The organism is Megamonas sp. Calf98-2 (assembly GCF_900110235.1).
Taxonomy (GTDB): Bacteria; Bacillota; Negativicutes; order Selenomonadales; family Selenomonadaceae; genus Megamonas; species Megamonas funiformis.
The window spans coordinates 1-23,455 of the sequence record NZ_FOCY01000021.1 but is presented as its reverse complement, the minus strand read 5'-3'; the positions used below and the strand labels follow the sequence as shown (position 1 = coordinate 23,455).

The window sequence follows — 23,455 nt, the reverse complement described above, 5'->3', positions numbered from 1 at the left end:
TAAAAAAGTAAAAATAAAATTTTTATAAATTTAATTGATTGAAATTGGGAGGAGGATATTTATGATTTTTTGTAAAAGTGGTGGTTGTAGTGCCAAATTAGGGCCGAAGGTTTTAAGCAAAGTTTTATCTAAATTGCCTAAATTTGAAGATGAAAATTTATTAGTAGGTTTTGATTCAAGTGATGATGCTTCTGTATATAAATTGACAGATGATATTGCAATGATACAGACATTGGATTTTTTCCCACCGATGGTAAATGACCCTTATATTTTTGGGAAGATAGCAGCAACAAATGCGGTAAGTGATATTTATGCTATGGGTGGCATAGTAAAAACTGCACAGAATATAGTGTGTTTTCCTGAAAATGAAGATTTAAATATTTTAGGGCAGATAATGGCTGGTGGAGCTAGTAAAATTATGGAAGCTGGCGGAATTTTATCTGGTGGCCATTCTGTAAATGATGAAAGTATAAAATATGGTTTGGCAGTAACAGGTATTGTCAATCCTCAAAAAATATATCAAAATAATACTATAGAATTAAATGATGATTTAATTTTAACAAAGCCACTAGGTGTAGGCATTATCATGGCGGCAAATTCTGTTAGTGAAGCAAGTGATGAGGCTATGCAAAAAGCCATAAAATCCATGACTACTTTAAATAAAAGAACGGCAGAAATCATGACAGATTATGATGTTCATGCTTGCACTGATGTAACAGGCTTTGGTTTTATTTGTCATCTTTTGGAAATGGTAGCTAAAGATTATAGTGTAGATGTTTACGCAGATAAATTGCCAATTATCAAAGAAGCTTTGACTTATGCAGATAATTTTTTAATTACAAGTGCAGGTCAAAGAAATCGCAATTTTGCAGGAGATAGAGTTTCTTTTGCAGACGAAATATCTTTTGCTATGCAAGAAGTTTTATTTGATCCACAAACTTCTGGCGGTTTATTGATAAGCGTAAATTCTAAGGATAGTAAATCTTTAGTGGAAGAAATGCAAAAAGCAGATATAGATGCTCGCATTGTGGGCAAGGTGACAAATTTAAATAAATATAAAATAAATGTTATGTAATTTTTTTAGAGGTGATTTTTATGGAAAAAACTATAGATGCTAGAGGTCAGGCTTGTCCAAAACCGCTTGTAATGGCTAGAGATACATTAAAAACTTTGACACAAGACGATAAATTAAATGTAGTTGTCGACAATTTAGTTTCTGCACAGAATTTGGAAAAAATGGCAAGCCAGATGAATTTACCATCTCAAAAAGTACAACAAGGTACAGATTATATAGTATCTTTGTTCGTAAAAAAATCCATGTTCATTCCTCAACAAGAAGAAATAAAATGTGAAGTGCCAACAAAGACAGATAATTCTTTTGTCGTTGTAGTCAGCAGTAATGTAATGGGTCATGGCGATGATAAATTAGGCAGTATTTTGATTAAAGGCTTTATTTATTCTTTGACTTGTTTAGAAACTTTACCTAAAGCTGTTATTTTTTATAATAGTGGTGTTAAATTAGCAGTTGAAGGTTCTGAAGTATTAGAGGACTTAAAGACTTTAGCTGATGCTGGTGTAGAAATAGTAGCTTGTGGCACTTGTTTAGAATTTTATCAGTTAAAAGAAAAATTAGCTGTAGGTAAAATCGTAAATATGCTTGATATTGTAGAGCGTCAAGCAAAAGCGACGAAAGTGGTAAAACCATGATTTATTTTGACCAAGCAGCAACGAGTTATTATCGTCCAGATTGTGTAGTTACTGCTGTTATTGAAGCGTTAGCTAATGCTGGCAATTCATCAAGAAGTGCAACAGGGCCATCTATTTGGTCTTCGCGAATTGTTTATGAAGCACGTGAAAAAATTGCTACTTTATTTAATGCAAAACCAGAAAATGTGGCATTTACTTCTGGGGTAACAGAGAGTTTGAATTTAGTCATAGCGTCTTTTTTTAATAAAGGGCATATCATAACTACAGCAAATGACCATAATTCTGTATTGCGTCCATTATATCTACGTGATGGTGATTTGGATTTAACCATAATTCCTGTAGATAAAGATGGAAATTTTGAATATGAATTGATGGAAAGAGCTTTTCGTCCTGATACTTTGGCTGTGATTACAACAGGGGCATCAAATGTTACGGGTAATCTTATGGATATACAGCGTATAGGAACTATAGTTCATGAACATAATGCCTTATTTATTTTAGATGCTGCTCAAGTAGCTGGTTTAATACCGATTGACATGGAAAATTTCAACATAGATATTTTATGTTTTACAGGTCATAAAGAATTATTTGCTCCGCAAGGTACAGGTGGAATAGTTTTGCGAGAAGGTCTTCACCCTGTACCTGTAAAAGTTGGTGGCAGTGGTTTTTATAGTTTTGCGAAAAATCACCCAGATATGATGCCAAATGTATTTGAAGCGGGAACAGCAAATGTTCATGGTATTGCAGGGCTGAATGCTTCTGTAGATTGGATTTTAAAAAATGGTTTAGATACAGATGCACTTTTGTTGGCAAAAGATTTTTATGAAGGTCTAAAAAATATTGAAGATGTAAAAATTTATGGCTGTTTTAAAAGAAATCGCGTACCAGTGATAAGTTTTAATATCAAAGATATAGATTCTTCAATAGTTGCAGATAGATTATGGATGGAATACAGCATTGCTGTCCGCAGTGGTATACATTGTGCACCACTTATTCATCAGGCTTTAGGAACTGATAAACAAGGCACAGTTCGTTTTAGTTTTTCAAGATTTAATACACAAGAAGAAGCAAAACAAGCATTAATAGCAATAAAAGAAATCAGGGACGATTTATGTCAAGATTAGGAAAATCTTTAAAATTAGTGATAACATTTGATAATCCAACACATGCTTTTGCTTTTGAATCTGCTTGTAAAAAAGGAAATATCGCTGGCAGATTATTGCCTGTACCTGTAGAGCTTACAGGTGGTTGTGGCATTGGTTGGACTAGTAAAATAGAAGATAAATCTATAGTAGAAGATTTTATAAAACAAAATAATTTATCAGTTGACCATATTTTAGAGCTTGAGTTTTAGTCTTGAAGTTCATTTAATATGGATAATGTATCTATGTCTACTAATTCTTTAGCAGAATTCACTTCGGTTAAAGTTAATTCATCAAGATGTTTTTGAATGACAATGCGACCGCCTTTATCTCCATGGATAGCGAGTAATTCTGGCACGTATTTTTGAGCGAAAATCACAGGATTACCTCTTTTTCCTTTATATGATAGAGCACAGATATTATCTTTTTTTTGCCATGTTTGATAAAGTTTATTTAGACTTGCAAATGTCAAAAATGGTTGGTCGCAAACGATGAATAAATAGCCGTCAATATTATTATCATTTGTATTATCAGCAGAAGATAATTGTTGGCTGGCTTTTATGGCTAATTGCATAGAATGAGATTGACCCAAATGAGTATCATAGTTAGGAACAACTATTATATTTGGGTCAATTTTTTTTGTGATTTCAGGATATTTAGTAACTAAAATTGTTTGTTTAGGATTTAGTTTTTTGATTAAATTTAAAGTATATTGATACATAGGGATATTATTTATAGAATAAAGTAATTTATTCGCACCGAAACGAGAGCTATTGCCAGCAGCTAAAATAACAACGCATAGAGATTTTTTATACATAGAAAACACCTCATAGGAGAATAAATTTATGTTTTTAGAATATACAAAGAAAAAGTTGATTAATAAAAGTATAGTAGAGTATTTGCAAGTGAAAAATCAAGATATAATTTCTATATCTGGTGCAGGTGGTAAAACGTCTTCGATAAAATTATTAGCTAAAAATTTAATGTGTGAACATAAGAAAGTTTTGATTACAACAACAACAAAGATGTTTAAAACAGCAGATGCTATAACGATAAGAGATAAAAATTTATTAAAGCAAAAATTAAAACAGCAAAATTGGGTATTTACTGGTCAAGATTATGGCAAAAAGATAAGTTCATGGGACGAAGAATTTTTGCGAGAAATCGTATCTTTGGCAGATATAACTTTGATTGAAGCTGATGGAGCAAAAAGATTGCCATTTAAATTCCCTAAACAAAAAGAACCAGTTTATATATCTTCATCAAATAAAGTAGTATATATCGTAGGCATGAGTGCATTAAATCAGCCGTTAAAATCTTTATGTAGAGCCGAACTTTTAGCAAAGTTTTTACAAAAGCAAGTAAACGAAAATCTGACAAAAAATGATATAATAAAAGTGATATCAAGTGAACAAGGAGCAAGGAAAGATATAGGTAAGCGAGAGTTTTTCGTCATCTTAAATCAAGTTGATACTTTACTTGCTTTAAAAGAAGCTATATTTATAGCTGAAAAATTGACAGAATGTAAAATAAAAGTGGCGATAAGTAGTTATCGTAATGAGTTTTAGAAAGTAAAAATAGAGAAGGTAAAGGTAATTTTAATGGAAAAAATATTGATAAAAGGCGCTGGCGATTTAGCATCAGGTATTGCTTGGCGATTGCAACGAGCAGGATTTCCGATTATTATGACGGAGATAGAAAAACCTTTGACTGTAAGATTGACAGTGTCTTATTCTAATGCCGTCTATGAAAATGAAGTAAATATAGAAGGTATAAAAGGAAAGTTGGTAAGTAATTATCAAGAGGCACAAGAAGTTATCGCACAAGATAAAATCGCTGTAATTGTTGATGAAAATGCTGATATTGTGAAAGAGTATAAACCAGATATTATCATTGATGCTATAATGGCTAAGAAAAATATAAATACAAAAATTGATGATGCACCGATTGTCATTGCTGTAGGACCTGGATTTACAGCTAAAAAAGATTGCGATTATGTTATCGAAACGAAAAGAGGTCATTTTTTAGGTAAGGTAATCGAAGATGGCAGTGCTATAAAAAATACAGGTGTTCCAGGAAATATTGGCGGTTATACTGTAGAGCGAATTATCAGAGCTAATGGCGAAGGCGTATTTAAATCCGTGGTCAAAATTGGTGATTTTGTAAAAAAAGGCGATATTGTAGCTTATGTTGATGACAGAGAAGTAACAGCCTTAATAGATGGTATCGTTCGCGGTATGTTGCATGATGGCATTGTAGTTACAGATAAGATGAAATGTGGAGATATTGACCCACGAGCAGAGCAAAGCCATTGTTTTAGTATATCTGATAAATCTAGAGCTATAGGTGGCGGTGCTTTAGAAGCTGTATTATATGGCTTGAAAAATTTGAGAAAGCAGGGCAAGAAATGATTACAATAAAAGCTTTTTGGCAAAAAGTGCAGACACAATTAAAAGCAAATAATCCTGTGATTTTGGCAATGGTCATGGAGAAAAAAGGCTCTGCTCCGCGTGGAGTGGGTGCACATATGCTTATTTTATCTGATGGCTCAACGGTGGATACAATTGGTGGTGGCCCTTTAGAATATTTGGCTATACAGGAAGCTAAACAAAATATAAAAAATGGTAAATCCATAGTGCAGACTTTTTCTTTGAATAATGCTACTGCTGGTGAATACGGTATGGTTTGTGGCGGTCAGTTGACAGTTGCTCTATATTGTTTACAGAAAAAAGATTTAGTTCAAGTGGAAAAAGCATTGACTTTAATTAATACGAAAAATAAAATCGTTTTGAGTTTAGGTTGGCAAAATGAAAATTTTGATTTTAAAGTTTATGACTTAGCGGAAAGCTTTGCTTTGAAAGAAAAATTGACTAAAAAATCTTTATTGCAGATGGATACAACAAATCAATATGGGCAGTATTTAGAAATCATGAAGCAAAGCCCTAGAGTTTATTTGTTCGGTGGCGGATATGTAGCTCAAGAAGTCGCAAAATTATTGCCAAATTTAGAATTTGAATATATCGTGCTTGAAGAACGCAGTGAATTTGCTAAAAAAGAATTATTTCCAGACGCTAAACGCATTGTAGTTGTAGATTACGCAGATTTTAGTGAGCAAGTGGAAATCAAAAATAGTGATTATGTAATAGTTGTAACTAATGGTCATACAAAAGATACTTTGGTTTTAGAAAGTTTATTGAAAAATTCTCCAGCATATATTGGTGTGATTGGCAGTAGACATAAAAAAATTCATGTAGAAAATTACTTGGCAGAAAAAGGTTTTAGCGAAGATTTAATAAAACAAATTATCATGCCTATAGGGCTAGATATTAAAGCGGAAACACCTTCCGAAATTGCGATTAGTATTGTAGCTCAGTTAATTCAAAAAAGAGCACAGTAAAATAATTTTAGATGGGAGAAAAATAGATGTTTGGATTAGGTATACCAGAATTAATTTTAATTTTAGTGATTGCTTTAGTGGTATTTGGCCCTAAGAAATTGCCAGAAATAAGTAAGGCTTTAGGTAAAAGTATAAAAGAATTTAGAAATTCAACATCAGATATCACAGATACAGTGAATACTGTTAAAGATGTAACTGATGTGGCTAAAAAATTAAAATAATAAATTATAAATGAGGAAAATATGGCGAATTTTACGCATTTTAATCAAGATGGTGAAGCTATCATGGTTGATGTCAGTCAAAAAGATATTACCATGCGTATAGCTATTGCCGAAGGTAGTATAAAAGTAAATCAAGAAGTTTTTCGTTCAATCAAAGAGCAGACTAATAAAAAAGGTGATGTATTAGCTGTTGCTAGAATAGCTGGTATCATGGCAGCGAAAAAAACAAGTGATATGATACCGCTTTGTCATCCATTATTTATTACAAAAGTTACGATTGATTTTGAATTAGACGAAGAAAATTATATGATAAAAGCTATTGCGACAACAAAAGTCAATGGTAAGACTGGCGTTGAGATGGAAGCACTCCATGCTGTATCAGTTACTTTATTAACGATTTATGATATGTGCAAGGCTATAGATAAAAGTATGGAAATATCAGATATACGTCTATTGCATAAAGAAGGCGGAAAATCTGGTGTTTATGATTATGAAAAATAATAAGGAGTATAGAATTTAATTGATGGGAAAAATTTTAGCTGTATGTATCAGTGAACAAAAAGGCACTTTAAAAACTGCTGTAGATAAGGGCTTGATGATAAAGAATTTTGGTTTAGAACATGATGCCCATGCTGGAAAATGGCATCGTCAGATAAGTTTATTAGCAGTAGAAGCGGTGAGGGCTTTTGAAGAAAAATATAATTTCAAAGTTCCTGCTGGTGCATTTGGCGAAAATCTTTTAGTTGAAGGTATTGATTTAAAAAATTTGCCGATTGGTACAAGATTAAAAGTAAATGATATTTTATTGGAAATCACTCAGATAGGTAAAAAATGCCATTTAGGTTGCAATATTCAAAAGCAAACAGGTGAATGTATCATGCCTAATGAAGGTGTATTTGCGATTGTATTAAATGGCGGAGAAATTAAAGCACAAGATACAATTTTTGTAGAAGCTTGAGAAGGTGAAAGAAATGTTTGAAGTGGCGATAATCACTGCAAGTGATAAAGGTGCAAAAGGTCTTCGTGAAGATTTAAGTGGTCCATGTATAAAGCAGATTGTAGAAGAGTCTGATTATAAAGTAGTATCTATGGAAATTTTGCCAGATAATAGAGCTTTATTGGCAGACAAAATGATAGAGCTTGCGGATAAAGAAATTCCTTTGATTTTGACAACAGGTGGTACAGGTTTTTCGCCAAGAGATAATACACCTGAAGCGACAAAAGATGTAATTGAAAAAGAAACACCAGGAATTTCTGAAGCTATGCGTATGTATAGTTTAAAAATTACACCGAGAGCTATGTTGAGTCGAGCAACTTCAGGCATTAGAAAAAAATCTTTGATTATTAATTTGCCAGGAAGTCCTAAAGCTGTAAGAGAATGCTTAGAATATTTATTGCCGACATTAGACCATGGTCTTAAAATTATGCTTAATTTAGATAGTGAATGTGCTAGAAAATAATAAAAAACTAGATGTAGTTTAACTGCATCTAGTTTTTTTATTTTAATTATTAAATTGTATGAACAATAGGTTTCATTTTGTCAAATGTATAAATATATTTAAATTCTAAAGCCTTTAATATTTGTTTAGTTTCTTGGATTTTAAAGCCATATTGGTCAACATCATGACCGTTAGAACCAATGGTTATAATATCGCCACCTAATTTTTTATAGAGTTTTAAAATTTCAATGGAAGGCGTTAAATCTTTTAGACCATAACGATAACAAGAAGTATTAATTTCAATGCCTTTGTGGTCATTTATGACTTGTTTTAAAATTTCATTTACAAGGTCAAAGACTTTATTGAAAGGATAAATCCCTTTTTGGTCGTAACGATTAATCATATCTAAATGACCGAGAACACAATAATCTTTATATTGTTGGATTACTTTTAAAATTTCTTGGTAATAAAGTTCATTATATTTTTGTTGTGTTTTTCCTTGTTGAAAAGCTTGGTTCCAAAATTCAAGATTATCGACTTGATGACAAGAAAGTATTATAAAATCAAAGGGATAACTAGTAAATGTTTTGGCAAATTGATTGATAGTATGTGTTTGCATACCAAATTCCATGCCGAATTTTAGTTTTATTTGGGGAGAAAATAATTTTTGATAATATGTAAATTTTTCAAGATATTTTTGACAATCACAATTTAAATCTGTTTTTACACCATAATCAATATGTTCAGTAAAACAGATTTCATCAAGATTTTTCGCTATTGCTGTTTGTATAGCTTTTTCCATAGGGCAAGTAGAGTCATCACTAAATTTAGTGTGCATATGATAATCAGCTAGCATGATAAAACCTCCTAAAATAATTAATTATAGAGTCATAATAATATATAATAGGGGATAATACTATCAATATTGACCGAGTTTTTTATAACAATAATCTGCTGAGGATGAGCTTTATGCATATAATAGAAAATAATTTAGAAGTAGTAGAATATGAAAATTTATTATTGCCAATATCTATAAAGATAAGAGAATTAATACAATATAAAAATAAAAGAGCTTTATGTCATTGGCATGATGATATAGAAATTATAAAAATTTTATCAGGTTCAATGAATTTTTATATAAATGGAGAAATTTTTCATTTAATAAAAGATGATATTTTAATTGTAAATTCAAAGCAGATACATTATGGTTATGAATATAATCATGATGATTGTAAATTTATTTGTTTAATGGTAAATCCTTCAGTATTAAAAATTAATAAAGCTATGTATCGAGAATATGTAATTCCTATTATTGAGAATAATGGACTATTGGCATGGTGTTTGAAAAATAATGAAGGAAAACAATTAGATAGAATATTATTTGCATTAATAGATTGGCAGGAAAAATCTTGTAGAGCAAAAGAATGGAAATTGTTGTCTTTAGTATATGATTTATGGTATCAAATATATAATTTAATAGATAATGATAAAAATTTAAACTTAATAAAAGATGATACTTCTGATGATGTGAACATATTTAAACAGATGGTAATATTTATTTATCAAAATTATAAAAAAGCAATAATTTTACAAGATATTGCAAAATCTGGAAATGTAGGTAAAAGTAAGTGTTATGAACTTTTTAAGCGATATGTAAATAAAACACCAAATGATTTTGTTAATTTATATAGATTAGAAAAAAGTAAGATTTTATTAAAGAATGAAGATTTATCAATTACAGAAGTTGCATTAGAATGTGGATTTAATAGTGGAAGTTATTATGCAGAACTTTTTAAAAAATATAATGGATGTACTCCAAGAAATTTTCGTAAATATAAAAAATAATCTGTTCATCTAAAAAAGAAAATGAACAGATTATTAAAAGTTAGAAGCTATTAATAGTTTTTATAAAGAATGCGAATGGAGTTTAAAATACAAATCATAGCTACACCAGTATCGGCAAAAACGGCTGCCCACATGGAAGCAAAGCCCATAAGACCGAGAACCATGATGAGTATTTTTATACCTAAGGCAAAGACTACATTTTGCCATGCTATGCGAATGGTATCGCGAGAAATATTTATCGCTTGGAAAATAGAATGAACTTTAGAATTCATAAATACTACATCAGCAGCTTCAATGGCAGCATCAGCACCACTACCCATAGCAGCGCCAACATCAGCACCAGCGAGAATAGGAGCGTCGTTTATACCATCGCCGACAAAAAATACATTACCATGTTCTTGTCTAAGTGAGGATAATTTTTTTAATTTATCTTCAGGTAAAAGTTTAGCATGAACTTTATCAATGCCTACTTTATTAGCTACAGCATAAGCACTATGTTCATTATCACCTGTGAGCATAGCTGTAGTTAAACCTAAATTTTTTAATTTAGCAATAGTGGATTTTGCATCATCTTTGATGGTGTCATCAATAACAATAGAGCCAGCATATTTATCATCTATACCAATAAATATTTCTGTACCAGCATTAATAAGTAAATCATCAGGTAAAGCAATATTAAATCGTTGCATTAAGCGTTTATTACCACAATAAATTTTTTGCTTGTCGATAGTGCAGATTATACCTTCACCAGCAATTTCTTGATTATCAGTAGTAGTTTTTAAATTGAGTTTTTGTTTAGTGGCTTCATTGATAATGCTGATAGCAATAGGGTGAGAGGAAATTTTTTCACAACTAGCACAAAGAGAAAGTAATTCTTCTTTTGTGTAATTATTTGCAGGATTTATAGTTTTAACTGTGAAATTACCATGAGTCAGTGTACCTGTTTTATCCATGACGATAGTTTTTATATTTTTTAAAGCTTCTAAAGCTAGACCACCTTTAAATAAAATTCCCTGTTTGGAACCACTGCCAATACCAGAAAAGAAAGCAAGTGGCACACTTAATACTAAAGCACAAGGGCAACTAATTACTAAAAAAGTTAAAGCTGTATAAATCCAATGTTCCCAATCACCTGTAATCAGTGAAGGAATGATAGCTGTGACAAGGGCAACAGCAACAACAATTGGAGTATAGATACGAGCAAAACGAGTGATGAATTTATCTATTTTAGGTTTATTAGCAGCAGCATTTTCTACAGATTGTAAAATACGCGAAACCATAGATTCAGATAATGGCTTTTCCACTTTCATTTTGATAGCACCAGAAATATTCAAACAACCAGAAGTGATAGAGCTATTAGGGGCAATTTTTATTGGAATAGGTTCGCCAGTAACAGGTGATGTATCCAAACGACTTTCTCCTTCAATGACAATGCCATCAACAGGAATTCTATCACCAGCACGAACTAATAAAATATCGCCAACCTTGGCTTCATGAGCAGAAATAACAGACATTTTATCACTATGGAGAAGATTTACTGTTTCAGGTCGTAAATCAACAGCATCCATAATTTGACTGCGACTTTTTTCTGTAGCACGTTCTTCAAAATATTCGCCAATGCGATAAAAGAGCATAACACCGACAGCTTCAGGATATTCTTTGATAGCAAATGCTCCCAAAGTTGCGATACTCATGAGAAAGTTTTCATCGAAGACATTGCCATGAAATAAATTGGTGATGGCAGTTTTTAGTACATGGAAACCTAAAATTAAATAAGCTACGATATATAGATAAAGTGTATATTGGTCAGGTACAAGAGAGGTAAATTCGCCAATGATAAATAAAATAGCACCAAATACAATTTCAATAATATCAATGCTTTTTTCATCAAAAAATTTTTTTGTATTTTGATGAGATTTTGAAGAAGATTCATCAGCATTTATGATTTTTACACCATTTTCAATGGAATTAGCTATTTTATTTATTTGAGGTAGAAGTACATCAGGATTTTGAGCTACTATTTTTAATTTTTTAGTAGCAAATGTCAATTGAGCAGATTTGATTTCAGGTAATTCATTTAATTTTTTTTCGATTTTAGCACCACAGTTAGCACAATCTAAATTTTCGATTAGATAGATTTTTTCTTTATAATTAGAAGCATTTTCTTCAAGTTGAGTGATTATAGTGCCAGGTTCAATTTTGTCTGCTATTTTTTGAATAGTAGGTAATAATTCATCAGGATTTTTAGCTGTTAAAGTTAATTGTTTAGTCAAAATAGAAATAGTAGCGTTATCTACATCAGATAATTCGTTGATTTTTCGTTCGATTTTGGCAGCACAATTAGCACAATGGATATTGATTGAATATGCTTTTTGTTTGTGATTATTATTATCAATAGATAAATTAGAAGTAGTAGCCATATGTACGCCTCTTTTCTAAAATAATTACATACCCCCAGGGGTATTATCTTTGCGTCTTTAGTATACCCTATGTGGTATATAGTGTCAAGAATGAATATCAATAATGATTAAATTTTTATTTGACTCAATATAAATTTTGACTAGAATTATTTAGTATAAATATTTGTATAGATTTTAAGTAAAAATTTAGTTATTGAGGAGAGATTTTAATGAAGAATGATGAAAAAATAATTTTTCGTTTAGCCAAAATAGATGATGCAGAAAAATTAGTAGAAATTTATGCTCCCTATGTAAAAAATACAAATATCACTTTTGAATATGAAGTGCCAATAATTGACGAATTTAAACAGCGTATAACAAAAATAATGTCGAAATTTCCTTATATTTTAGCTTGTATTGGTGATGAAATAGTAGGTTATACATATGCTTCTACTTTTAGGGAACGACAAGCTTATAATTGGTGTGTAGAAACTTCTATTTATATTAATGAAAAATATCAAGGTAGAAAAATAGGAGAAATTTTATATACGAAATTAGAAGCGATTTTAAAATTGCAAAATATAACTAATTTAGTAGCAAGCATAACCTATCCCAATCCGCAAAGTATAGCTTTCCATGAAAAATTTAATTATAAGAAAATAGCTCATTTTACAAAATGTGGTTATAAGCAAAATTGTTGGTATGATATGGTTTTCATGGAAAAAATGATAAATAAACATGAAACATTGGCAAAAGAAATTATTTATTTGCCTGATTTAGATAAAAATTTAGTGGAAAAGATATTGAAGAAATAATAATTTGATTTGCAGTATTAATGGATAATGCCTATAATATAATATATTAAATTAAATAGAGATAGGTGCGTAAGCTTAATAAGGAAACTGGAAGAGCCAGTACGGTCCCGCCACTGTAAGGGGAGCTATTTTTAATTATGTCACTGAAATAATTTATTTTGGGAAGGCGAAAATCAGCGAGGAACCTAAGTCAGGAGACTTGCCTATTGGAAAAACACCGTGAAATTTATAGATGATATATTTTTCAGACTCACGAGAGATGGGCAGGTGGAGAATTTTTCGTAGAAATACGGGATAAGTCTATCTCCCTGCCCAAAGGGAGATTTTTTTATGCGTAAAGAAATGAAAAGTGGCTATACAACAGGTTCTTGTGCAGCTGCTGGTACAAAAGCTGCTATACTTGCTTTACAGGGAAATGTCGTTCAAGAGATTGAATTATATGCTCTAAGTGGAGAATTATTGCATATTCCCATTAAAAATGTAGAGCTTACATCAACTGGAGCAAGAGCAGAAGTCATAAAAGATGCTGGTGATGACCCAGATATCACACATGGAGCTTCTGTATTTACGGAAGTAAAAATAAATAAAGATGATGATAAAATCAATTTTTATGCTGGCTTAGGTATTGGAAAAGTTACAGAGGCAGGTTTATCTATTCCGCCAGGAGAGCCGGCAATAAATCCAGGACCACGAAAAATGATGACGAAAGTCGTTCGTGAATTATTGCCAGAAGGTTATGGCTGTGATATTACGATTTCTATTCCTAAAGGAGTGGAACTAGCGAAAAAAACGCTTAATCCTATATTGGGTATAGAAGGCGGTATTTCTGTAATTGGCACTACTGGCGTGGTGCGTCCAATGTCTGAAGAAGGCTTTAAAAATTCGCTTACACCGCAGATTTCTGTAGCTAAAGCAAATGGATTTGATGATATTATTTTTGTTCCTGGAAAAATTGGTGAAAATATTGCTAGTAAATTAAATCTTCCAGCAAAAGCTATGGTACAGACAAGTAATTTTATCGGTCATATGTTGGAATTTGCTGCTGATGAAGGAATTAAATCAGTGCTTTTATTTGGTCATTTAGGTAAATTGGTAAAAGTAGCTGGAGGAATTTTCTATACACATAGTAAAATAGCTGATGCTCGCTTGGAAATATTAGCTTCTTATGCTGCTCTTTTGGGCATGGATAAAAAAGGCGTAGAGGAAATTTTTAAAGTGAAGACAACAGAAGCAGCTATGCCAATCATTGAAAGATATGGATTGGTAGAAAAAGGTTTTTATGATTTATTAGCTAAAAGAGCTAGTCTTCGCAGTGAACAACATGTATTTAATGCTTTCAAAGTAGGAACTGTGATGGTTACTTTGAAAGGTGAAATTTTGGGTATGGACGATAATGCAAGAGAAATAGGTGGTAGATTAGGTTGGAACATAAAATAATTGTGGCTGGAATTGGTCCAGGAGCGAAAGAATATGTCATTCCTATGGCTATGCAAGCTATAAATGAAGCAAATGTTTTAGTTGGAGGAACGAGAGCATTAAATGAATTTTCTCATCAAGGTCAAAAAACTTTTGCCATAAAAGCAGATATCAGTGCTGTAATGGATTTTATAAAAGTTGAATTAAATGATAATGATGTAGTAGTAATGGTATCTGGTGATCCGGGATATTATTCTTTGTTAAGTGCTTTGCGTAAGAACTTTCCTTTAGAAAATATAAAAGTAATTCCGGGACTAAGTTCCATGCAAACAGCTTTTGCTAAGATAGCACTTCCATGGCAAGAAGCTAGTCTACTTAGTTTTCATGGACGTGTGCCGAGTGATGAAGACTTAAAATATTATCCAGGTCGCATAATCGGTATGCTCACAGATAATAAATTTAATTCTAATGCTATAGCCACATATTTGATAGCAAGAGGCTGGGATAAAAATGCGAGAGCATATATTTGTTCTAGACTTTCTTATCCTGATGAAAAGATAGTCAGCTTATCTTTAGATGAAGCACAGACAAAAGCATGTGCGAGTCATTGTGTGATGATAGTTGAAGGTTAATATAAAATAAATTATGAATAGAAAGTTGGTGCATATTTGAATTTACCAGGAATAGCAGATGAAGAATTTATTCGCGATAAAGTGCCAATGACAAAAGAAGAAATTCGCATTTTGACAATGTGCAAGGCAAAAATTCGTCCTGATAATATTATTTGGGATATTGGTGCTGGTACAGGTTCTTTATCTATTGAAGCGGCTTTACTTGCTCCTCAAGGAGAAGTTTATGCTATAGAGAAAAAAGATTTAGCGGTTGATTTATTACATCAAAATATTGCTAAATTTAAATTAGAAGATAAAGTTAAAGTCATTGCCACAGAAGCACCAAAAGGATTAGATGAATTGCCAAATTGTGATGTTGTATTCATCGGTGGTAGTGGCAAACATATGTTTGAGATTTTAGATATAATTGATAGTAAATTAAATGAAGGTGGACGTATTATCGTAAATGCGGTAACAATCCAGACAATATCTGAAATCACAACATATATGAAGCAAAAAGAAAGTTACACTTATGAAGCAATTCAAGTACAAGTAAATCGTTTAAGACAAATCGGTTCATACGATATGTTCAATGCACAAAATCCAGTTTATATTGTTACTTGTAAAAAACTAAAATAAGATGAATTAGGGAGGATATTTTTTATGGTTTATATTATTGGTGCAGGTCCTGGGGATCCTGAACTTATTACAGTTAAAGGTCAAAGATTATTAAAAGAGGCAGATGTAATTATTTATGCTGGTTCTCTTGTAAATCCTGCATTATTAGATTATGCAAAAGCAGATTGTGAAATTTATAATAGTGCTTCTATGACTTTAGGTGAAGTTATTGAAACAATTACAGCAGCAGAACAAGAAGGTAAAATGACAGTTCGACTCCATACTGGTGACCCTGCAATTTATGGTGCTATTCAAGAACAGATGGACGAATTATCTCGTCGCAATATTGAATACACTGTAATTCCAGGTGTAAGTTCTTTCTTAGCTACAGCAGCAGCTTTAAAACAGGAATATACACTTCCTGAAATTTCTCAGACTGTAATCATCACACGCAATGAAGGTAGAACACCTGTTCCTGAAAAAGAAAAATTAAAATCCTTAGCAGCTCATCAAGCTACTATGTGTATTTTCTTGAGCGTGCATATGATTTCTGAAGTAGTAGAACAGTTGATTGAAGGTGGCTATGAACCATCTACACCTATTGCTATCGTGCAGAAAGCTTCTTGGCCTGAACAAAAAATTGTACGTGGCACACTTGAAACTATTGCCGATATTGTTAAAGAAAATAATATTTCTCGTACAGCTATGATTGTTGTAAGTAAATGTTTAGATACAGAATATGCAAAATCTCGTCTTTATGCACCAGAATTTAGTCATATGTATCGTCAAGGTACAGATAAAGCTTAATGAAATATGCAATTATTACTGTAACTAAAAATGGTGCTGATTTAGCTTGTAAATTGCAAAATACCTTGAAAACTTGTGATATCTATGTAAAAAAAGATAGATATGATATTAGTTTAGCTGGTCATATATATGAGTATGACAAAATGAATGAAGTGATAAAAAATATTTTTGCTGAGTATGAAGCGATTATATTTTTCACTTCGACAGGTATTGCTGTGCGAATGATAGCACCATTTATCGTGCATAAAGTCAAAGACCCAGCTGTAATAGTTTTAGATGAAAAAGCTAATTTTGTGATAAGTTTGTTATCTGGTCATTTGGGTGGAGCAAATGAACTCACGTTGAAGATTGCTGATATATTAAATGCTATGCCAGTTATTACTACAGCTACAGATACGAATAAAATAATTGCTCCTGATGTGGTGGCAAGAAAATATAATTTAGTGCCATATCCTTTAGAACATATAAAAATAATTAATTCAGCATTAATTCAACACCAAAAAGTTATTTATTATGTAGATAAAGATTTAAAGCAAAGTGAACAGATGATAATCAATTTGGCTAGAGATTTTAAGATTGAAGCTAAATTGATTGATGTAGAAGAACTTGATAGGCAAAATGATTTTTGTGTATTTATCACAGATAAACGACAAGTGCGAGAAAATATATTATTTTTAACGCGAAAACAATTGATAATTGGCGTTGGTTGTCGCAAAGATGTTGAATTAAATCTTGTGGAACAGGCAATAAATGAAGCTAAAAAAATGGCAGATTGTGAAGATTTAAAAATCAAAGCATTAGTTTCTACAATCGTCAAGCAAAATGAGAAAGCTTTACATCAATGGGCAGAAAAATATAAAGTAGAAACTCATTTTTATGATAATACAATCATGCAAAATGTGATTGATAAATATAAATTACCTGAATCTAATTTTGTGAAAAAACAAATTGGTATAGGAAATGTATGTCAAGCTGCTATATTGGCATATAATGAAAGGGCAAAGATAATTTTGCCGAAGACAAAATTTGAGAAAGTGACGGTGTCCTTAGCATGGGAATGATTAAAGTAATTGGAATTGGTCCAGGTGGTAAAGAGGATATGACTCCTCGTGCTTTAAATGCTATTTTAGAAGCTGATACAGTAGCAGGATATAACACATATATTAAATTGATTAAACATCTTTTAGATGGAAAAAATGTAATTGGCACAGGAATGATGCAAGAAGTTGACCGCTGTAAAATGGCTATTGAAGAAGCTGTAAAAGGTCATAATGTTGCAGTAGTTTCAAGTGGTGACTCTGGTGTATATGGTATGGCAGGTCTTGTTTTAGAATTATTATTGAAATTGCCAAAAGAAGAAAGACCACAAGTACAGATTGTAGCAGGTCTTTCTGCTGTAAATGCGGCTGCTGCTGTATTAGGTGCTCCACTTATGCATGATTTTGCAATCATCAGCCTAAGTGATTTATTGACTCCATGGGAATTGATTAAAAAACGTGCAGACCTTGCAGCTCAAGGTGATTTTGTAATTGGTTTATACAATCCAAAAAGCCATAAACGTGTACAGCATATCGAAGAAATTCGTGAAATTATGTTAAAACATAAAGACCCTAAAACTCCAGTTGGCATTGTAAATAGTGCAAGCCGTGAAAATGAAACAATGGTTATTTCTGATTTAGAAAACTTCACAAAAGAAGATATCAATATGTTTTCTATGGTAATCATTGGCAATAGCAAAACTTTTGCTAAAGAAGGCTTTATGATAACACCTAGAGGCTATGAAGTATGATTTTTGTAGCTTCAGGAACGCAAGATGGTAGAGGTCTTGTAGAATATTTATTAAAGCAAAATTATAAAGTTATGGCTTCTGTAGTTACTAATTATGGTAAAGAGTTATTACCGAAAGATGAAAATTTAATCATCAATGACCATAAATTAGATGAAGAAGCTATGAAGAATTGCTTAAAAGAAAATCAGATAAAAGTTTTTGTAGATGCTACGCACCCATATGCGGTGAATGTATCTAAAACAGCTATGCAGGTTTGTGATGAATTAAATATACCTTATATTCGCTATGAAAGAGAAGTAACGCCAATACCTGCTTATGAAAAACTTCATTTAGTGAAAACTTATGAAGAAGCATCTGACCTTGCTATGCAATTAGGTGAAAATATCTTTTTGACAACAGGTAGTAATCGTTTAGACTTATTTGCTAAAGATAGTAAAAAATACAATAAGCATATTATAGCGAGAGTACTTCCTGCTATTGCTTCTCTGCAAATCTGTGAAAATTGTGGAATATCTCCCAAAGATATAGTAGCTGTGCAAGGACCTTTTTCGGAAAGCTTGAATATAGCTTTATATGAAAAATACAATGCAGATGTTGTTGTGATGAAAAATAGTGGCACTTTAGGTGGCACAGAAACAAAATTGACAGCTGCAATTAAATTAGGTCTAGAAATTGTCATTATTGATAGACCAAGAATAGATTATAAAAATTTAACTCATGATTATGATTGTGTAGGCACATTTGTTGCCAAATATGAAAAATAGGAGGGATTTTGATGGAATTTATCAAAGACCCAATGGCTATAGAAGTTCGTAGTTTTGAAATTATTAAACCATATATTGAAAAATTAAATTTAAGCGAAGAAGAAACAAAAATTTATTCTCGTATTATTCACGCTTCTGGCGATGTGGATTATGCACCAATCATTCGTATTCATAAAGATGTAGTAGCTTCTATGAAAAAAGCTTTGCTTTCTGGTTGCAAAATCTATACTGATGTAGAAATGGTTCGCACCGGTATCAATAAACGCAAATTAGCTTCTTGGGGTGGCTCTGTAGAATGTAAAATTGCAGATCCTGAAATTGCAAAATATGCAAAAGAACATGGTATTACTCGTTCTATTGCTGCTATGCGTCATTTTGGCAAAGAATTAGATGGAGCAATCGTTGCTATTGGTAATGCACCAACAGCTTTATTTGAAGTTATCCGTTTAATGAATGAAGAAAATATTCGTCCAGCTGCTATCATTGGTACACCAGTTGGTTTTGTAGGAGCTGCTGAATCAAAAGATTTATTAATTGCTGAATCAAAAGTTCCATATATTACAGTAACAGGAACAAAAGGCGGCAGCCCAATTGCTGCTTCTTGCATTAATGCAGTAATGTATATCATTGATAATACACGCATTTAATAAGGTGATTTAATGATGAAAAAAGTAAATATTCCTCGTGTAGTTATTGCAGCCACTCAAAGTAGTTCAGGTAAGACTACAGTCGTTACAGGAATACTTCGTGCATTAAAAAATAAAGGTTTAAAAGTACAACCGTATAAAGTTGGCCCTGATTATATTGATCCTAGTTATCATGGTATGGCGGCAGGAAGAAAAGGTCATAATCTCGATACATGGCTTGTTGATGAAAGCATGATAAATGATTTATTTGTGCAAGAATCAAAAGATGCCGATATAGCGATTATCGAAGGTGTTATGGGGCTTTATGATGGCGGAAAAAATGGTGTTAGTTCTACAGCACAATTAGCGAAAAAATTAAATGCACCTGTGATTTTAGTCATCAATGTGCAATCAATGGGCGATTCAGCCGCAGCTATAGCACTTGGTTTTAAATTATATGATAGTGATGTGAATTTAGCCGGTGTAATTTTAAATAAATTAGGTTCACCAACACATAAAGCTTTGATTGAAGAAGCTATGAAGAAAATAAATGTGCCTGTTTATGGTGCAATTTTCCGTGATGATAGTGTGCATATGCCAGAGCGTCATTTAGGTTTGACACCAGCTGGAGAAAATAATGCACGTGAGGTCATCGAAAAGATTTCTGAAAAAATTGCTCAAGAAGTGTATTTAGATGAAATCATTGAACTTGCTAAAACAGCACCAGCTATCGAAGTTGAAGAATTTGAAGCCGAAAATATCAAAAAAGATATAACTATAGGTATTGCACAAGATAAAGCTTTTTCTTTTTACTATCCAGCAAGTTTAGCTCAATTAGAAAATTTAGGGGCGAAGTTGAAGTTTTTTAGTCCATTAGAAGATGAAGCTATTCCTGATGATGTTGATGCTTTGATTTTTGGCGGAGGTTTTCCAGAAGTTTTTGCTCAAGAACTTATGCAAAATACTTCGATGATAAAATCCATACGCAAAGCTAATGAAGGCAAAATGCCAATATATGCTGAATGTGGTGGCTTTATGTATTTAATGCAGGGAATTTATGATTTTGAGCAAAAATTTTATGAAATGGTGGGGATTATTCCTGCGAAAGCTCAAATGAATAAAAAATTGCAGACTGTGGGTTATGTGAAAGCAAAAATTCTGCAAGATAATATTTTAGGAAAACAAAATGATGAGATAAAAGGTCATGAATTTCATTTTTCAACGCAGATTGATACACAAGATGAAAGTTTTCCATGGGCATTTGAATTTACGAAAATGCGTAATAATATGAAATACAAAGCAGGATATGCTAAAGATAATATTGTAGGTTCATATTTGCATTTACATTTTTTAGGCTCAAAGCAAAATGCTAAATATTTTGTGGAACAAATAAGAGCTTATAAAAAATCACTAGAGATGGAGGAAAACTGATGACTAAACATATTATGTTACAAGGTACTTCTTCTCATGTAGGAAAAAGTATTTTAACTACAGCTTTATGCAGAATTTTTTATCAAGAAGGTATGTCTGTAGTGCCATTTAAAGCACAGAATATGGCACTTAATTCTTATGTAACTAAAGATGGCGATGAAATGGGTAGAGCTCAAGTAGCTCAAGCAGAAGCAGCAGGTCTTGAGCCATTTGTAGAGATGAACCCTGTATTATTGAAGCCAACAGGAAATGCTTGTTCACAAGTTATTTTAATGGGAAAAGCTGTAGGAAATATGTCTGCACGTGAATATCATAAGGGCTATTCATTAAAAGCTTTTGATACTGTAAAAGAAGCTATTCGTCGTTTAGAAGAACGCTTTGAGATGATGGTAATTGAAGGTGCAGGCAGTCCAGCAGAAGTGAATTTAAAAGCAAATGATATCGTAAATATGCGTATTGCTAAATATTTAAATGCACCAGTATTGCTGATTGCTGATATTGACCGTGGCGGAGCATTGGCTTCCCTTGTGGGAACTTTAGAGCTTTTAGAACCAGATGAAAGAGCTTTAGTAAAAGGACTTATCATCAATAAATTCCGTGGCGATGTAACTATTTTACAGCCTGCACTTGATTTCCTCGAAGAAAAAACAGGAAAACCAGTTTTAGGTGTAATTCCTTATTTACCTGATTTAGGTATTGAAGATGAAGATTCTGTATCTTTAGAAGATAAACAAGTCCAAGCAAAAGATAAAGCAAATGCACCAATAAAAATTGCAGTAATTCAAACTCCTAAAATTTCTAATTTCACTGATTTTGATGCTTTGAGTAAAGAAGACGATGTAAATCTTTATTATGTAAAAGAAGGTCAAGAAATCGGTGAGGCAGATTTAATTTTACTTCCAGGTAGCAAAAACACTACAGAAGATATGCTTTATTTGCGTGATAGTGGTATGGAAAAAGCTTTAAATGAAGCTCATGAAAAAAACATTCCTATCATTGGTATCTGTGGTGGTTATCAAATGCTTGGTGAAAAAATCAGTGATCCATTGCATACTGAATCAGATAATGACAGTGTAAAAGGACTTGGCTTCTTGCCAATGGAAACTACTTTTATAGAGAAAAAACTTACTTCACAAGTTGAAGCAAAATGTCTTTCTTGGGAATTTTTAGGTGAAAAATTGTCTATAGATGATTTATTTGGCTATGAAATTCATATGGGAACTACTAAATTTACAAAAGAAGAAAATCATCCATTTATGATCACAAAACGTGCTGATAAAGATGTGCAGGTGGCAGAAGGTATGATAAATCAAGAACAAAATGTCATGGGTGCATATATTCATGGTATTTTTGATAATGATAAATATCGTCGTAGTCTGATCAATATATTGCGTAAACGCAAAGGTTTAGAAGCGTTATCTGTAAGCACAAATTATGCAGCAGCTAAACAAGCAGCATTTAATCGTTTAGCAGATACTGTTCGTCAAAATATGAATATGGAAAAATTAAGAGAAATCTTACAAGACGCATAAAAAAATGCACCTTAAGACTTAATATAGTTTTAAGGTGCATTTTTATTATGTACTTTAGTTAGTTGAGTACGCAGAGCGTGCGAAACAAAAAACCACTCGTTTTACGAGTGGTTAATAAGTTTCTTATAGAAATAGAAATTCTCCTCTATTAAAATAATAAGTGTTCAAGTCATTATTAAAGAGAGGAGAATTTCTATGGAAAGAAGTTTAGCACATACAAGATGGATGTGCAAGTATCATATAGTATTTACCCCAAAATATAGAAGAAAAATTATATATAATAAATTGCGTAGAGATATCGTACAAATAATAAAAGATTTATGTAAGTGGAAAGGCATAGAGATAATAGAAGGGAAAGCTATGCCGGATCATATTCATATTTTGGTTAAGATACCACCAAAAATGAGTATATCAAATTTTATGGGGTATTTAAAAGGAAAAAGTGCAATGATGATATTTGCAAGACATGGAAATTTAAAATATAAATTTGGAAACAATAATTTTTGGTCAACAGGATATTATGTATCGACAGTAGGACTAAATGAAGCAACAATAGCGAAATATATAAAAGAACAAGATACGTATGATAAAATGATGGATAAAATAAGCACAAAAGAATTAAATGATCCCTTTAGGGATTGTTAATTAATCAGTGCACAATGGCTTGAACGAAGAGAAAGCCAGCGTCATTTAGGCACTGGCTATTGTTAAAAGCCTTATAGGCTTGTGCAAGCCACACGTTTTACGTGTGGTACTTGATTTTACAGTTTTTTTGAGTAGTTATATTATAAAATTGACATACTCCCCATGCCTAAATGCAGGGGATTCTTGGATACAAACGATACTTGCCTACTAAAATAGCAGGTCTTACTATATCTCTCCAAAGAAGGTTGATG

At 32.0% G+C, this 23,455-nt stretch carries 27 protein-coding genes and 1 riboswitch; of the genes, 24 read left to right on the top strand and 3 right to left on the bottom strand.

The features are described 5' to 3' along the window. Nucleotides 1–61: 61 nt before the first annotated feature. The 4 genes from selD to BMX03_RS07495 are packed head-to-tail and all read left to right on the top strand — an operon-like array spanning nt 62 to nt 3,061. The gene (gene selD / locus BMX03_RS07510) at nt 62–1,075 is read left to right on the top strand and encodes a selenide, water dikinase SelD (RefSeq protein ID WP_015563045.1); all 1,014 of its coding nucleotides are present in this window, start codon (nt 62–64) and stop codon (nt 1,073–1,075) included. 20 nt (nt 1,076–1,095) lie between these two features. After that, nucleotides 1,096–1,707: a sulfurtransferase-like selenium metabolism protein YedF gene (gene yedF, locus BMX03_RS07505; protein WP_008539041.1), complete on the top strand. Its 612-nt coding sequence runs from the start codon at nt 1,096–1,098 to the stop codon at nt 1,705–1,707. Continuing rightward, a complete protein-coding gene (locus BMX03_RS07500; protein WP_091694670.1) occupies nt 1,704–2,831 on the top strand; it encodes an aminotransferase class V-fold PLP-dependent enzyme in 1,128 nt (375 codons plus the stop codon). The genes yedF and BMX03_RS07500 overlap by 4 nt, the downstream gene beginning before the upstream one ends. Continuing rightward, nucleotides 2,819–3,061 (top strand): putative Se/S carrier protein, encoded by a 243-nt coding sequence (locus tag BMX03_RS07495; RefSeq protein ID WP_075555103.1) that lies wholly within the window; start codon nt 2,819–2,821, stop codon nt 3,059–3,061. Before BMX03_RS07500 ends, BMX03_RS07495 begins: the two co-directional genes overlap by 13 nt. On the opposite strand, the gene BMX03_RS07490 is transcribed toward BMX03_RS07495, so the two are convergent. Next, complete coding sequence (locus tag BMX03_RS07490) at nt 3,058–3,666, bottom strand: nucleotidyltransferase family protein (protein WP_022228695.1); 609 nt, start codon at nt 3,664–3,666, stop codon at nt 3,058–3,060. The two genes, BMX03_RS07495 and BMX03_RS07490, sit on opposite strands and share 4 nt — an antisense overlap. Before the next feature lie 28 nt (nt 3,667–3,694). Here BMX03_RS07490 and yqeC point away from each other — a divergent pair, with 28 nt between their 5' ends. Genes yqeC through BMX03_RS07455 form a run of 7 tightly spaced genes read left to right on the top strand, consistent with a single transcriptional unit; the run spans nt 3,695 to nt 7,927 of the window. Continuing rightward, nucleotides 3,695–4,417, top strand: coding sequence for a selenium cofactor biosynthesis protein YqeC (yqeC, locus tag BMX03_RS07485; RefSeq protein ID WP_075555104.1), 723 nt, complete (start codon nt 3,695–3,697; stop codon nt 4,415–4,417). A gap of 33 nt (nt 4,418–4,450) precedes the next feature. After that, nucleotides 4,451–5,260: a selenium-dependent molybdenum cofactor biosynthesis protein YqeB gene (gene yqeB / locus BMX03_RS07480; protein WP_091694667.1), complete on the top strand. Its 810-nt coding sequence runs from the start codon at nt 4,451–4,453 to the stop codon at nt 5,258–5,260. Continuing rightward, complete coding sequence (locus tag BMX03_RS07475) at nt 5,257–6,246, top strand: XdhC family protein (RefSeq protein WP_091694664.1); 990 nt, start codon at nt 5,257–5,259, stop codon at nt 6,244–6,246. The genes yqeB and BMX03_RS07475 overlap by 4 nt, the downstream gene beginning before the upstream one ends. A 26-nt stretch (nt 6,247–6,272) precedes the next feature. Continuing rightward, entirely contained in the window at nt 6,273–6,467 is a 195-nt protein-coding gene (tatA, locus tag BMX03_RS07470; protein ID WP_008539032.1) for a twin-arginine translocase TatA/TatE family subunit, read from the top strand. A 21-nt stretch (nt 6,468–6,488) separates the two neighbouring features. Beyond that, the gene (gene moaC, locus BMX03_RS07465) at nt 6,489–6,968 is read left to right on the top strand and encodes a cyclic pyranopterin monophosphate synthase MoaC (RefSeq protein ID WP_022228692.1); all 480 of its coding nucleotides are present in this window, start codon (nt 6,489–6,491) and stop codon (nt 6,966–6,968) included. A 22-nt stretch (nt 6,969–6,990) separates the two neighbouring features. Further along, nucleotides 6,991–7,425, top strand: coding sequence for an MOSC domain-containing protein (locus tag BMX03_RS07460; protein ID WP_022228691.1), 435 nt, complete (start codon nt 6,991–6,993; stop codon nt 7,423–7,425). Nucleotides 7,426–7,438: 13 nt separating this feature from the next. Beyond that, a complete protein-coding gene (locus BMX03_RS07455) occupies nt 7,439–7,927 on the top strand; it encodes a MogA/MoaB family molybdenum cofactor biosynthesis protein (RefSeq protein ID WP_022228690.1) in 489 nt (162 codons plus the stop codon). 49 nt (nt 7,928–7,976) lie between these two features. Here the strand turns inward: BMX03_RS07455 and BMX03_RS07450 are convergent, their stop codons facing one another. After that, nucleotides 7,977–8,762, bottom strand: a complete 786-nt coding sequence (locus BMX03_RS07450; protein ID WP_091694661.1) for a histidinol-phosphatase HisJ family protein — start codon at nt 8,760–8,762, stop codon at nt 7,977–7,979. A 113-nt stretch (nt 8,763–8,875) separates the two neighbouring features. Between BMX03_RS07450 and BMX03_RS07445 the strand changes: the two genes are divergently transcribed. After that, nucleotides 8,876–9,751, top strand: a complete 876-nt coding sequence (locus BMX03_RS07445) for an AraC family transcriptional regulator (protein ID WP_022228688.1) — start codon at nt 8,876–8,878, stop codon at nt 9,749–9,751. A gap of 50 nt (nt 9,752–9,801) precedes the next feature. On the opposite strand, the gene BMX03_RS07440 is transcribed toward BMX03_RS07445, so the two are convergent. Then, nucleotides 9,802–12,171, bottom strand: coding sequence for a heavy metal translocating P-type ATPase (locus tag BMX03_RS07440; RefSeq protein ID WP_091694659.1), 2,370 nt, complete (start codon nt 12,169–12,171; stop codon nt 9,802–9,804). A gap of 209 nt (nt 12,172–12,380) precedes the next feature. Between BMX03_RS07440 and BMX03_RS07435 the strand changes: the two genes are divergently transcribed. The 12 genes from BMX03_RS07435 to tnpA all read left to right on the top strand — a co-directional run bounded on the left by BMX03_RS07435 (nt 12,381) and on the right by tnpA (nt 23,204). Beyond that, the gene (locus BMX03_RS07435; protein WP_075555110.1) at nt 12,381–12,965 is read left to right on the top strand and encodes a GNAT family N-acetyltransferase; all 585 of its coding nucleotides are present in this window, start codon (nt 12,381–12,383) and stop codon (nt 12,963–12,965) included. 46 nt (nt 12,966–13,011) lie between these two features. Then, nucleotides 13,012–13,187, top strand: a riboswitch (cobalamin riboswitch). 108 nt (nt 13,188–13,295) lie between these two features. Further along, complete coding sequence (cbiD, locus tag BMX03_RS07430) at nt 13,296–14,402, top strand: cobalt-precorrin-5B (C(1))-methyltransferase CbiD (protein WP_008539020.1); 1,107 nt, start codon at nt 13,296–13,298, stop codon at nt 14,400–14,402. Next, complete coding sequence (gene cbiE, locus BMX03_RS07425) at nt 14,387–15,013, top strand: precorrin-6y C5,15-methyltransferase (decarboxylating) subunit CbiE (protein ID WP_091694656.1); 627 nt, start codon at nt 14,387–14,389, stop codon at nt 15,011–15,013. Before cbiD ends, cbiE begins: the two co-directional genes overlap by 16 nt. Nucleotides 15,014–15,049: 36 nt before the next feature. Further along, a complete protein-coding gene (cbiT, locus tag BMX03_RS07420; RefSeq protein ID WP_022228684.1) occupies nt 15,050–15,631 on the top strand; it encodes a precorrin-6Y C5,15-methyltransferase (decarboxylating) subunit CbiT in 582 nt (193 codons plus the stop codon). Nucleotides 15,632–15,655: 24 nt separating this feature from the next. Beyond that, entirely contained in the window at nt 15,656–16,417 is a 762-nt protein-coding gene (gene cobM, locus BMX03_RS07415) for a precorrin-4 C(11)-methyltransferase (RefSeq protein ID WP_008539017.1), read from the top strand. Beyond that, entirely contained in the window at nt 16,417–17,478 is a 1,062-nt protein-coding gene (locus BMX03_RS07410) for a cobalt-precorrin 5A hydrolase (RefSeq protein ID WP_091694653.1), read from the top strand. Before cobM ends, BMX03_RS07410 begins: the two co-directional genes overlap by 1 nt. Further along, nucleotides 17,469–18,206: a precorrin-3B C(17)-methyltransferase gene (gene cobJ, locus BMX03_RS07405; RefSeq protein WP_015563025.1), complete on the top strand. Its 738-nt coding sequence runs from the start codon at nt 17,469–17,471 to the stop codon at nt 18,204–18,206. The genes BMX03_RS07410 and cobJ overlap by 10 nt, the downstream gene beginning before the upstream one ends. Next, nucleotides 18,203–18,970: a cobalt-precorrin-6A reductase gene (locus BMX03_RS07400; RefSeq protein ID WP_015563024.1), complete on the top strand. Its 768-nt coding sequence runs from the start codon at nt 18,203–18,205 to the stop codon at nt 18,968–18,970. Before cobJ ends, BMX03_RS07400 begins: the two co-directional genes overlap by 4 nt. Nucleotides 18,971–18,981: 11 nt before the next feature. Continuing rightward, the gene (locus BMX03_RS07395; protein ID WP_008539011.1) at nt 18,982–19,617 is read left to right on the top strand and encodes a precorrin-8X methylmutase; all 636 of its coding nucleotides are present in this window, start codon (nt 18,982–18,984) and stop codon (nt 19,615–19,617) included. A gap of 15 nt (nt 19,618–19,632) precedes the next feature. Then, nucleotides 19,633–21,027 (top strand): cobyrinate a,c-diamide synthase, encoded by a 1,395-nt coding sequence (locus BMX03_RS07390; RefSeq protein WP_091694651.1) that lies wholly within the window; start codon nt 19,633–19,635, stop codon nt 21,025–21,027. Continuing rightward, nucleotides 21,027–22,559, top strand: a complete 1,533-nt coding sequence (locus tag BMX03_RS07385; RefSeq protein ID WP_091694648.1) for a cobyric acid synthase — start codon at nt 21,027–21,029, stop codon at nt 22,557–22,559. Before BMX03_RS07390 ends, BMX03_RS07385 begins: the two co-directional genes overlap by 1 nt. Nucleotides 22,560–22,754: 195 nt before the next feature. Further along, nucleotides 22,755–23,204 carry an IS200/IS605 family transposase gene (tnpA, locus tag BMX03_RS07380; protein WP_022228680.1) on the top strand — a complete coding sequence of 150 codons (450 nt, stop codon included), beginning with the start codon at nt 22,755–22,757 and terminating at the stop codon, nt 23,202–23,204. Nucleotides 23,205–23,455 lie beyond the last annotated feature (251 nt).